At 62.2% G+C, this 10690-nt stretch carries 12 protein-coding genes; 5 read left to right on the top strand and 7 right to left on the bottom strand.

All coding sequences use genetic code 11. From position 1 onward, the window contains the following. The 7 genes from trbL to trbB all read right to left on the bottom strand — a co-directional run. A partial coding sequence (trbL, locus tag B8784_RS18865; RefSeq protein ID WP_084399553.1) for a P-type conjugative transfer protein TrbL occupies window positions 1–724 on the bottom strand: 724 nt, incomplete at its 3' end. Window positions 725–727: 3 nt separating this feature from the next. Beyond that, window positions 728–1000, bottom strand: coding sequence for a putative entry exclusion protein TrbK-alt (gene trbK-alt / locus B8784_RS18860; RefSeq protein WP_084399550.1), 273 nt, complete (start codon window positions 998–1000; stop codon window positions 728–730). 6 nt (window positions 1001–1006) lie between these two features. Next, the gene (trbJ, locus tag B8784_RS18855; protein WP_084399548.1) at window positions 1007–1747 is read right to left on the bottom strand and encodes a P-type conjugative transfer protein TrbJ; all 741 of its coding nucleotides are present in this window, start codon (window positions 1745–1747) and stop codon (window positions 1007–1009) included. Further along, a complete protein-coding gene (gene trbE, locus B8784_RS18850) occupies window positions 1740–4199 on the bottom strand; it encodes a conjugal transfer protein TrbE (protein WP_084399547.1) in 2460 nt (819 codons plus the stop codon). Before trbE ends, trbJ begins: the two co-directional genes overlap by 8 nt. Before the next feature lie 3 nt (window positions 4200–4202). Beyond that, on the bottom strand, window positions 4203–4472 hold the full coding sequence (locus B8784_RS18845; RefSeq protein WP_084399545.1) for a VirB3 family type IV secretion system protein: 270 nt from the start codon (window positions 4470–4472) through the stop codon (window positions 4203–4205). Then, complete coding sequence (locus B8784_RS18840) at window positions 4472–4801, bottom strand: TrbC/VirB2 family protein (RefSeq protein ID WP_014132718.1); 330 nt, start codon at window positions 4799–4801, stop codon at window positions 4472–4474. Before B8784_RS18840 ends, B8784_RS18845 begins: the two co-directional genes overlap by 1 nt. Next, entirely contained in the window at window positions 4798–5781 is a 984-nt protein-coding gene (gene trbB, locus B8784_RS18835) for a P-type conjugative transfer ATPase TrbB (RefSeq protein ID WP_084399542.1), read from the bottom strand. The genes B8784_RS18840 and trbB overlap by 4 nt, the downstream gene beginning before the upstream one ends. A 249-nt stretch (window positions 5782–6030) precedes the next feature. Here trbB and B8784_RS18830 point away from each other — a divergent pair, with 249 nt between their 5' ends. From B8784_RS18830 to istB, 5 genes are read left to right on the top strand one after another with little or no spacing between them, the layout of a single operon-like run. After that, a complete protein-coding gene (locus tag B8784_RS18830; RefSeq protein WP_084399541.1) occupies window positions 6031–6555 on the top strand; it encodes a TetR/AcrR family transcriptional regulator in 525 nt (174 codons plus the stop codon). An 11-nt stretch (window positions 6556–6566) separates the two neighbouring features. Beyond that, window positions 6567–7229 carry an NAD(P)H-dependent oxidoreductase gene (locus B8784_RS18825; RefSeq protein ID WP_084399540.1) on the top strand — a complete coding sequence of 221 codons (663 nt, stop codon included), beginning with the start codon at window positions 6567–6569 and terminating at the stop codon, window positions 7227–7229. Window position 7230: 1 nt separating this feature from the next. After that, on the top strand, window positions 7231–8217 hold the full coding sequence (locus B8784_RS18820) for a zinc-binding dehydrogenase (RefSeq protein ID WP_233356240.1): 987 nt from the start codon (window positions 7231–7233) through the stop codon (window positions 8215–8217). A gap of 56 nt (window positions 8218–8273) precedes the next feature. Next, a complete protein-coding gene (gene istA / locus B8784_RS18815) occupies window positions 8274–9761 on the top strand; it encodes an IS21 family transposase (RefSeq protein WP_169712612.1) in 1488 nt (495 codons plus the stop codon). Then, complete coding sequence (istB, locus tag B8784_RS18810) at window positions 9758–10522, top strand: IS21-like element helper ATPase IstB (RefSeq protein WP_084396756.1); 765 nt, start codon at window positions 9758–9760, stop codon at window positions 10520–10522. The genes istA and istB overlap by 4 nt, the downstream gene beginning before the upstream one ends. The last annotated feature ends 168 nt before the right edge of the window (window positions 10523–10690 follow it).

The following is a 10690-nucleotide window of genomic DNA, read 5'->3' as shown; positions in this document are numbered from 1 at the left end:
GCACGATCGCCATGGCGTCCTCGATGGTCGGCTCGCCCGCAAAGCCAGCGGTGAACTCGCCGAAGATGGTCGAACCGATGCCGACGATCACGGCGAGCACCAGCACCTTGACGCCGGACGAGATCACCAGCCCGAGCACCCGCTCGGCCATGAAGGCGGTCTTGTTGAAGAGCCCGAAGGGCACGAGGATGAAGCCGGCCAATGTCGCCAGCTTGAACTCGATCAGTGTGACGAAGAGCTGGATCGCCAGAATGAAGAAGGAGAGGAGAACGACGAGCCAGGCGAACAGCAGGATCGAAATCTGGATGAAGTTCTCGAAGAAGGAGACGAAGCCCATCAGTTCGGCGATCGAAGCGAGGATCGGCCGACCGGCCTCGAGGCCGATTTCGGCGATGCGGCCGGGCTGGAGAAGCTCGGTGGCGCTCAAGGCTCCGCCCGAGGCGATGAGACCCAGCCCGGCGAAGCTTTCGAAAACGATGCGGGCAAGTGTGTTCCAGTTGCCGATGATGTAGGCGAAGACGCCGACGAAGAGCGTCTTCTTGATCAGCCGGGCGAGAATGTCGTCATCGGCGCCCCAGGCCCAGAACAATGCGGCGAGCGTCACGTCGATCACGATCAGCGTCGTTGCGAGGAAGGCGACGTCGCCGCCAAGCAGGCCGAAGCCGGAGTCGATGTAGGAGGTGAAGACCTGCAGGAACCGATCGATGACACCTACGCCCTCCATCGTCTATTCCTCCTCGGTATTGTCGGCTGGCAGACCGAGGAAGTGGCGACGATGCTCGGCCCAAGCGGCGCGGCAGGTTAGATCGGTGTCCAGATCTTCCGGTGTTATCGTCCGGCATCGCGCTAGCTCTTCCTGCAATGGATCATCGCCCGCCGACGGCTCCACCGGCACTTCTGGTGCGGCAGTGTTCGCCAACTCGACGGCTGCGAAGAGCGCCGCGAGCGCGCCGAGGCCGAATGCGATGAGCCGTAGGATCTGGACGGGGGAGCCTCGCATCGCGCCTTACCGGAACATGGTGACGGTGGTCGGTGCGTAGCCGCTTCCATAGTCGAGGAAGCGATCGAGGTTCTCGCGGGCCTGAGCCTCGGCGGAGGCCCGGCGAGCCGCGTCCAGCGCCTGCGCGCGGTTCTGCGCGGCGATGGCAGCGGTCAAATCCGTAATCTGCTGGCTTTGCAGCGCGAGAAGTTGATTACCGGCCTGCGCCGCCTGCAGGGCGCCGGTCGCGCCCTGGCTTTGGGAGACAAGATTGCTGAGCTCGGCGCGCGTTCCTTCGATATTGTCGACGACGCCCGCCTGGACCTTCAGCGCGTCCTCGTATCCGGCAACAGAGGTGCGCCAGCGCGCTTCGGCATTGGCGATCATATCGGCAAAGTCGCCGTTCGCAGCCGCCTCGCCATACTGTTCGTTGAAAGCGGTCTCGATCTCGGAGACCTGATAGGCGATGTTCTGCGCCTCGTTCAGGAGATCCTGGGTGCGGGCGATCGTGTTCTGAAGCTGGGCGAGCGAGGAATGCGGCAGGCTCGCGAGATTGCGCGCCTGATTGATCAGCATCTGCGCTTCGTTTTGAAGCTGCTTGATCTGGTTGTTGATCTGTTCGAGCGTTCGCGCCGCGGTCAGCACGTTTTCGGCGTAGTTCGACGGATCGAACACGATGCCGCCGAAGCCGAACTGCGCTTGGGCCGGCTGGGTCGCGGCGACAGCGATGGTGCCGGAGATCAATATAGCGGCGAGTTTCTTACGCATGGGTGGTCTCCTCAGTTTGGATTGAAGAAGCTGGATCGTTGGCCGGGCCGAGCAGTTCGACGGCCCAGTCGAGGCCGCGCCGGGCGAGCCAGGCGGCGGCGAAGCCGTCCCGCCCGTGTTCGGCGAGAATGTCGGTGATGGCGGCCTGATCGGCCTTCGACGATGCGGCGGTGAAGGCGAGCGCGACCTCGCCGAGGCCGAGCGAGAAGAGCCGGTTGCCGCGTCGCGACTGGCAGTAATAGTCACGCTTCGGCATGGCCCGCGCGACGATCTCGATCTGGCGTTCGTTGAGGCCGAAGCGTCGATAGATATCCGCGACCTGCGGTTCTAAGGCGCGCTCGTTCGGCAGAAAGATTCGTGTGGGGCAGCTCTCGACAATGGCGGGCGCGATAGCGGAATTGTCGATGTCGGCGAGTGATTGCGTGGCGAAGAGGACGGACGCGTTCTTCTTTCTCAGTGTCTTCAGCCATTCGCGGAGCTGACCGCCGAAGGTGCCGTCATCGAGTGCGAGCCACCCTTCGTCGACGATGATCAGGCTCGGGCGTCCGTCGAGGCGTTCCTCGATGCGATGAAACAGATAGGCGAGCACGGCGGGCGTTGCGGCCGATCCGATCAGCCCTTCGGTCTCGAACGCCTGAAAATCGGCTGTTCCCAGTTCCTCGGTCTCGGCGTCCAGCAACCGTCCGAAGGGGCCGCCCAGACAGAACGGCGCGAGCGCCTGTTTGAGCTCGGTCGACTGCAACAAGACTGAAAGGCCCGTCAGCGTGCGCTCCTCGACGGGCGCCGAAGCGAGCGAGGTCAGCGCCGACCAGAGATGATCCCGCGCCACGGGGTCGACGGTGACGCCTTCGCGCGCGATCAGGCCGGACAGCCAATCCTGCGCCCAGGCGCGCTCGCTGGTCTCCTCGATATTGCGGAGCGGCTGGAGCTGGATTGCCGCCTCATCCTCCGACAGCGCCCCGGCGAGATCTTGCCAGTCGCCGCCGCAAGCAATGGTCGCGCAGCGGATCGAACCGCCGAAATCGAAGGCAAACACTTGCGCGTCGGGATAGCGCCGAAATTGCAGCGCCATCAGAGCCAGGAGGACCGACTTGCCCGAACCGGTGGGGCCGACGACCAGCGTATGGCCGACATCGCCGACATGCATCGAGAAGCGGAATGGCGTCGAGCCTTCCGTCTCGGCGTAGAAGAGCGGCGGGCCGTCCAGATGATCGTTGCGCGCCGGGCCTGCCCACACCGCCGAGATCGGGATCATGTGCACGAGATTGAGAGTCGAGACCGGCGGCTGGCGGACATTGGCGTAAAGGTGACCGGGCAGCGAACCGAGCCAGGCCTCGATAGCGTTGACCGTTTCCGGCATGCAGGTGAAATCGCGACCCTGTATGACCTTCTCGGCCGCCTTCAGCTTGGTCTCGGCGACCGCTTCATCCTCGTCCCAGACCGTGAGCGTGGCCGTGACATAGACGGCGCCCGCCATGTCCGCGCCGAGCTCCTGCAATGCTTCGTCAGCATCGGCGGCCTTGTTCGATGCGTCGGAATCGAGCAGCGTCGAGGCCTCATTGGTCATCACCTCTTTCAGGATCGCGGCGATGGATTTGCGCTTGGCGAACCACTGTCGGCGAATGCGGGTGAGGAGCCTGGTCGCGTCGGTCTTGTCGAGGCAGATGGCGCGCGACACCCAGCGGTATTCGAAGGCCTGGCCGTTGAGTTCGTCGAGCAGGCCTGGCCATGTGGCGGTCGGGAACCCAATGATGGTCAGCGTACGGAGATGGTCATCACCCAATTTCGGCGCCAACCCGCCGACAAGCGCACTGTCGGCCAGGAGCGCGTCGAGATGCATCGGCGTTTCCGGAATGCGCACGCGCTGGCGCCGGCTTGAAATCGTCGAATGGAGATAGGTCAGCGTCTCCTCGTCGGAGAGCCAGACCGCTTCCGGCATGAAGCCATCCAGGAGGTCGAGCAGACGATCCGTGCGGGCGGTAAAGCTTGTGACATGCTCCAGCGGGTTCAGGCCCTTGTCCGGCGCGTCCTCATAGAGCCAGCGCCCGGCGCGGCTGGTGTCGTCCGCCGGCGGCATCCAGACGAAGGTCAGGAAATAGGCGCTCTCGAAATGGCTCGACGCTTCCTCAAATTGTGCCCGTCGTTCCGCATCGACCAGAGCCGAAACAGGATCGGGAAACTGCGAAAGCGGATAGTCTTGGGCGGGCAGTCGTTGCGCTTCGACGAAGACAGTCCAGCCGGAACCAAGCCGGCGCAGGGCATTGTTCAGCCTTCCCGAGACGGCGACGAGCTCCGAAGGCGTCGCGGAGTCCAGGTCCGGACCGCGAAACCGCGCGGTGCGCTGCAGGCTGCCGTCCTTGTTGAGGATGATGCCCGGCCCGATGAGCGCTGCCCAAGGCAGGAAGTCGGCGAGCAGCGAGGCTTGGGAGCGGTATTCGGCAAGGCGCATCATCGCTCAGACTCCAAACCAGATTGGAAAACGAAGATGCCGCCGGGCAACGTCGACGATCTGGGCGTCATGCTTGGCAGCCCAGACCGCGAGCAGATGGCCGACGAGCCAGAGCGCGATCCCGACCATCCAGAGCCTGAGCCCGAGGCCGACTGCGGCCGCGAGTGTGCCGTTGGCGATGGCGATCGCACGCGGCGCGCCGCCGAGCAGGATCGGCTCGACCAGCGCGCGGTGAACCGGTGCATGAAAGCCAGGGATTTCGGTCGCGCCCTCCATCAGATCAGCGCCCCGCCGCCGAAGGAGAAGAAGGACAGGAAGAAGCTCGACGCAGCGAACGCGATCGACAGGCCAAAGACGATCTGCACCAGCCGGCGGAAGCCGCCCGAGGAGTCGCCGAAAGCGAGCGTCAGACCGGTAATGATGATGATGATCACGGCGACGATCTTGGCGACCGGCCCTTCGATCGATTCCAGGATCGATTGGAGCGGCGCCTCCCAGGGCATGCCCGACCCGGCTGCATGGGCGGGCGCCGCGAGTAGAACGCCGACTGCGAGGGCCGTCGCATAGAGCGGCCAGCGTGGGTAAAGAATGGTGGTTCTCGTCATGGATGGTCTCCTGTTTTGGGGTGAAGAAGGGGCTGGAGCCGATAGTCGCCGCTCGTATCGAGGCGTTCGACGCGGGCGAGTTCGGACAGCCGCCGCGCCGATCCGCGGCCTGAGAGGACGGCGATCAGGTCGATCGTCTCGGCGATCATCGCGCGGGGCACGGTGATGACGGCTTCCTGGATGAGTTGTTCGAGGCGGCGCAGCGCGCCGAGGGCCGAGCCGGCATGGATGGTGCCGATCCCGCCCGGATGGCCGGTGCCCCAGGCCTTCAGAAGATCGAGCGCTTCGGCGCCACGCACTTCACCGATGGGAATTCGGTCAGGTCGAAGACGCAGCGAAGAGCGAACGAGATCGGAAAGCGACGCGACACGATCCTTGGTTCTGAGCGCGACAAGATTCGGCGTCAGGCATTGGAGTTCGCGCGTATCCTCGATCAGGACCACGCGATCGGAGGATTTAGCGACTTCCGCCAGCAGGGCGTTGGTGAGCGTGGTCTTGCCGGTCGAGGTGCCGCCGGCAACCAGAATGTTCGCGCGCGTTGCGATCGCCTCGCGCAACGCCGTTGCCGCTTGTTCCGGCATGATCCCGGCGCGCACATAATCTTCGAGCGTGAAGACTGCGACGGCCGGCTTGCGGATGGCGAAGACCGGTGCCGCGACGACGGGCGGTAGCAGGCCTTCGAACCGCTCTCCCGTTCCTGGCAACTCCGCAGATACCCGCGGAGCGCCGGCATGGACCTCTGCGCCGACATGGTGCGCGACCAAACGAACGATCCGCTCGCCATCCGCCGCCGAAAGTTGTTCGCCCGTATCGGCGAGGCCTTCGCTCAGCCGGTCGACCCACAGGCGGCCATCGGGGTTGAGCATCACCTCGACGACGCCCGGGTCCGCAAGCCAGGTGGCGACATGCGGCCCGAGCGCCGTGCGAAGCATGCGGGAGCCGCGTTCGATCGCTTCGGTTCTGAAAGGTTGGTCGGTCATTCGCGGCCCCGCAATTGGTTACGGGGCTCATCAAGAAGACCGTTAATGGGTCAGCAGCAACAGTGTTGTGGGCGTAGTAGTAGAAGGGCGTGTGAAGGCAGGAAAATGCGTAGGTAGCAGGGTTGGAACACGGTCGGCTTTTCGGACTTTGCTGTTGCTTGTTTCGGTGACCCCAACGGCAGATTTAGCGAACCAGCGCAAAGCACCAAGAAGATTGACAATGTAAAACGGTCGTTTTACATTTGCACCATGAAAATAAGAAATCGTATCATCACTGCGGCGGAGACCGCTTTCGACCATTGCGGATTTACCGCTACGGGCATGGACCGTCTCACGGAGACTGCCAATGTCTCAAGCCGAACGCTCTACAAGCATCTTGGCAACAAGAACGCACTTATCGTTGCAGCTCTGGAACATCGCCGCCGACGTTTTTTCGCACAGCTCGATGTCGAAAGCGTGGATGCACTTTTCGCAGCCTTGCTCGACTGGACCGAAGCCGAAGGTGCGCGGGGCTGCCTTTTCTTGCGCGCGAATGGCGAGACGGGTGGGGAAGTCCCCGAGATTTCAGACGCGGTTACTGCCTACAGGACTGACCTGCGCGATTTGATCGAACGTCTTGTCGTGTCGGAGATCGGAAGCACCCACGAGACCGATACTATTCTGGTTCTCTTCGAAGGAGCCGTCACGGCTGCCTGCTATCGCGGCACTCAGGCCATCGCAGCGGCACGAACGGCTGCCGCTGTCGTGTTGAAACAGCCGCGACAACCTCAATAAGGATCATCGAAATGCGATTGCTCACTGTCTTTGCTCATCCCTTTCGGGATAAATATCCCTCAGCTGTCATGGAGGCCTTTCACGCCCCCCTCTGCGAAGTAAAATGCGAGATTGATGTTCTAGATTTGCACCGGGAAGGCTTCGATCCGCGTTTCACCGAGGAGGACCATGCCCATTTTTGGGGCGGGCCCATCCCACCTGAGATCACCGCGGCACACGAGCGAGTAAACAAGGCTGACAGATTGGCGTTTATCTTCCCGGTCTATTGGTGGGGCATGCCCGCCTTGATGAAAGGTTGGATCGAGCGTGTCTTTACCGTCGGATGGGCCTATCAGTTTGGCGACGGCGTTGATGATCGCGGCAAGGGTGCAAAATCTTCGCTCTTGGACAACAAACCAACTACCTTGATTGGCATAGCCGGATCGAAACAACAGACTTATGAAAGATATGGCTATGACGCCGCGATGCGCACCCAAATTGAGGTGGGCACATTCGCCTATTGCGGGATCAAAGATATCGAAAGCCATCTGATCTTTGATGTGGAAGGGGATCATAACGCGGACAAGCGTGATGCCGGATTGGTCATGGCCCGTGGGATCGCCGAGGAATTCATTGCTCCGGATCGTTTGGCAAGGGATGCCAAGGCTGATCACTTGCTCAAAAGGGCGAGTTGAAATGCAGGCTCAGGTCATGAACGCGGTTCTACTGATCGGTCATGGAGGCGTTGAGAAGCTCCAATTCCGTACGGATGTGCCTATTCCAGAACCCAAACCCGATGAGGTTCTGATTCGCGTAACCGCAGCGGGGGTGAACAACACGGATATCAACACACGCCTCGGCTGGTATTCCAAGTCGGTTACTGGGGCGACCCAGGCAGATTCCGTGACAACATCTAACGAAGACGCCGGGTGGTCAGATACGCCCATCACCTTCCCACGCATTCAAGGGGCAGATGTCTGCGGCCAAATCGTTGAGGTGGGTACGGATGTTGATACTGCACGCATCGGACAACGTGTTCTGATCCGCAATATGCTGCGCAGCTATGTGGACTGTCGGCCTTTCGAGTGCTGGACTTTGGGCAGCGAATGCGATGGCGGGTTTGCTGATTACGTGGTGGCCCCCGCGCGTGAGGTATACGTGGTCGAATGCGATTGGTCGGACGCAGCCTTGGCGGCTGTGCCCTGCGCCTATTCGACCGCCGAAAACATGCTGTCACGCGCTGGGGCCGGAGCGGAGCGCTTGCTGATCACAGGTGCTTCGGGTGGTGTGGGGTCGGCGGCAATTCAGCTCGCCAAACGCCGTGGAGCGCATGTGACTGCCTTGGCGAGTAATGATAAGACCGCGGCTGTCCAATCCCTGGGAGCCGATGTAGTCCTTGATCGCAGAGACCACCCAACAGACAAGATCGGCCAAGGACAAATCGACGTGGTCGTCGATCTCGTGGGCGGCGGGGCCGTGCAATCTCTCCTTGAAACGCTAAAGCGTGGCGGGCGCTATGCCATTGCCGGTGCCATTGCCGGGCCGCTCGCGGAAATCGATCTGCGCACAATCTATCTGAAGGATATTTCGGTCCTAGGGTGCACGTTCCAGGAAGACGGTGAGAACGGCGGTGCAAAATTAGACCACGGTAGCGCCGTCGTATTGGCGGTGCGGGCGGCGTAAAAGTCGTCCACTTTTTCCCTTCTTGCGGCAGCAGGGAGGGCGAGGAGATTTACACCGTGGAACTTTATCTGAAGGTCAGGCTGGCGCGCAGCGAGGGGATGAGCCAGCGGGATCTGGCGCGCCATTTCAACATATCGCGCGACAGCGTTCGCAAGATGTTGGCGTTCTCATCGCCGCCGGGATACCGGCGCACGAAGGAGATCAAGCGTCCCAAGCTTGATGGGTTCAGCGAGATCATCGACGGCTGGCTTGAAGAGGACAAGAAGTTGCCTCGCAAGCAGCGCCACACAGCGAAGCGGATCCACGAGCGGCTCAAGGCGGAACACGAGTTCACCGGCGGCTATACGATTATCAAGGACTACGTTCGGCAGCGTGAACGACGCACCCGTGAGATGTTCGTGCCGCTGGCGCATCCGCCGGGCCATGCGCAAGCCGATTTTGGCGAAGCGTTGGTTGTGATCGGGGGTGTCGAACAAAAGGCCCACTTCTTCGTCCTGGATTTGCCGCACAGCGATGCCTACTTCGTGCGGGCCTATCCGGCGGCGACGGCGGAGGCCTGGATGGACGGGCATGTGCATGCCTTTGCCTTCTTTGGCGGGGTGCCTCTGTCGGTTCTCTATGACAACGACCGTTGCCTGGTCTCGAAGATCCAGCCGGATGGGACACGGGTCCGCGCGACGCAGTTCAGCGGATTGCTGTCGCACTACCTGTTCCGAGACCGCTACGGGCGGCCGGGCAAAGGGAATGACAAGGGCAATGTCGAGGGGATGGTGGGCTACGTGCGCCGCAACCACATGGTGCCGATCCCCCACTTCCCGGATTGGGAGAGCTTCAACGCCTACCTTGAAGAGCAGTGCCGTGCCCGTCAGGGCGACACCTTGCGTGGGCACACGGAGATGATCGGCGCGCGCCTGCAGCGGGATCTGGCCGAGATGCGCCCCTTGCCAGCCGCCCCCTTTGAGGCCTGCGCACAGGCCAGCGGCCGGGTGAGCTCCCAGTCTTTGGTCCGCTACAACACCAACGATTACTCGGTCCCCGTGGCCTATGGCCATCAGGATGTGTGGGTGCGGGCCTATGTCGATCAGGTGGTGATTGGCTGCCGTGGGGACGTGATCGCACGCCATCCGCGGTGCTACGCGCGCGAGGACATGGTGTTCGATCCGATCCACTACCTCCCGCTGATCGAACGCAAGATCAATGCTTTGGATCAGGCTGCGCCCCTTGCGGAGTGGGACTTGCCAAAAGAGTTCGACACGCTGCGCCGCCTGATGGAAGCGCGCATGCTGAAGATAGGGCGCCGCGAGTATGTCCAGGTGCTGCGTCTTCTGGAGACCTTCGGCATGGAGGAGCTACACGCCGCCGTAAAGCAGGCCCTGAAGATGGGCGCGGTCGGCTTTGATGCTGTGAAGCATCTGGTTCTGTGTCAGGTCGAGAAGCGGCCACCACGGCTCGACCTCGACGTGTACCCCTACCTGCCACGGGCGCGGGTCGAGACGACCTCAGCGGCCAGCTACATGTCCCTGATGTCGGAGGCTGCGGAATGACCCATGCCCCCGAAATCCTGCTGGAGCATCACCTCAAGAGGCTGAAGCTTCCGACATTCCTGCGTGAGTATCAGAAGGTGGCGCGCCAATGCGCCGCCGAGGGCTTGGACCATGTCCAGTTCCTGACGCGCCTGGTCGAACTGGAGCTGATCGATCGCGAGCGACGGATGGTCGAGCGCCGCATCAAGGCGGCCAAGTTCCCGGCCACCAAAAGCCTCGACAGCTTCGACTTCAAGGCAATCCCCAAGCTCAACAAGATGCAGGTGCTGGAACTGGCGCGCTGCGACTGGATCGAACGGCGCGAGAACGTGATCGCCCTCGGCCCAAGCGGCACCGGCAAAACCCACGTCGCCCTCGGCCTGGGGCTCGCTGCTTGCCAGAAAGGGATGACGGTCAGCTTCACCACCGCCGCGGCCTTGGTCAACGAACTGATGGAGGCGCGCGACGAGCGTCGCCTGCTGCGGGTCCAAAAACAGATGGCCAACGCCAAGCTGCTGATCATCGACGAATTGGGCTTCGTCCCTCTCTCCAAAACCGGGGCCGAGCTGCTCTTTGAATTGATCTCGCAGCGCTACGAGCGCGGGGCTACGCTGATCACGAGCAACTTGCCCTTCGATGAATGGACGGAGACCTTCGGAACCGAGCGCCTGACCGGGGCGCTCCTCGACCGGCTGACCCACCACGTCAACATCCTCGAGATGAACGGCGAAAGTTATCGCCTGGCCCAAAGCCAGGCGCGAAAAGCCACCAAAACCTCCTGACCGACAATCCATGACTTGGCCCTCACGGGCCAAGGCGGCCAGTCAACCGCCAGCTATTTGGGGAGCGCGGTCGACTGGCCGCCAGCGCTCTATGCGCCCTTCACGCCCAACCCCAAAGTGGCCTACTTTTGCGCCGCCCTTTGGTCGGGTTTTACTCCGCCGTTGACA

The sequence above is a fragment of the Henriciella aquimarina genome (genome assembly GCF_002088975.1).
Classification (GTDB): domain Bacteria; phylum Pseudomonadota; class Alphaproteobacteria; order Caulobacterales; family Hyphomonadaceae; genus Henriciella; species Henriciella aquimarina.
The sequence above is the reverse complement of the archived record's forward strand: the minus strand, read 5'-3'. Positions and strand labels throughout refer to the sequence as shown.

Excerpts from the sequence above, each read along its gene's own strand:
- trbK-alt (WP_084399550.1), bottom strand. The coding sequence starts at position 1,000 with ATGCGAGGCTCCCCCGTCCAGATCCTACGGCTCATCGCATTCGGCCTC.
- trbJ (WP_084399548.1), bottom strand. The coding sequence starts at position 1,747 with ATGCGTAAGAAACTCGCCGCTATATTGATCTCCGGCACCATCGCTGTC.
- trbE (WP_084399547.1), bottom strand. The coding sequence starts at position 4,199 with ATGATGCGCCTTGCCGAATACCGCTCCCAAGCCTCGCTGCTCGCCGAC.
- B8784_RS18845 (WP_084399545.1), bottom strand. The coding sequence starts at position 4,472 with ATGGAGGGCGCGACCGAAATCCCTGGCTTTCATGCACCGGTTCACCGC.
- B8784_RS18840 (WP_014132718.1), bottom strand. The coding sequence starts at position 4,801 with ATGACGAGAACCACCATTCTTTACCCACGCTGGCCGCTCTATGCGACG.
- trbB (WP_084399542.1), bottom strand. The coding sequence starts at position 5,781 with ATGACCGACCAACCTTTCAGAACCGAAGCGATCGAACGCGGCTCCCGC.
- B8784_RS18830 (WP_084399541.1), top strand. The coding sequence starts at position 6,031 with ATGAAAATAAGAAATCGTATCATCACTGCGGCGGAGACCGCTTTCGAC.
- B8784_RS18825 (WP_084399540.1), top strand. The coding sequence starts at position 6,567 with ATGCGATTGCTCACTGTCTTTGCTCATCCCTTTCGGGATAAATATCCC.
- B8784_RS18820 (WP_233356240.1), top strand. The coding sequence starts at position 7,231 with ATGCAGGCTCAGGTCATGAACGCGGTTCTACTGATCGGTCATGGAGGC.
- istB (WP_084396756.1), top strand. The coding sequence starts at position 9,758 with ATGACCCATGCCCCCGAAATCCTGCTGGAGCATCACCTCAAGAGGCTG.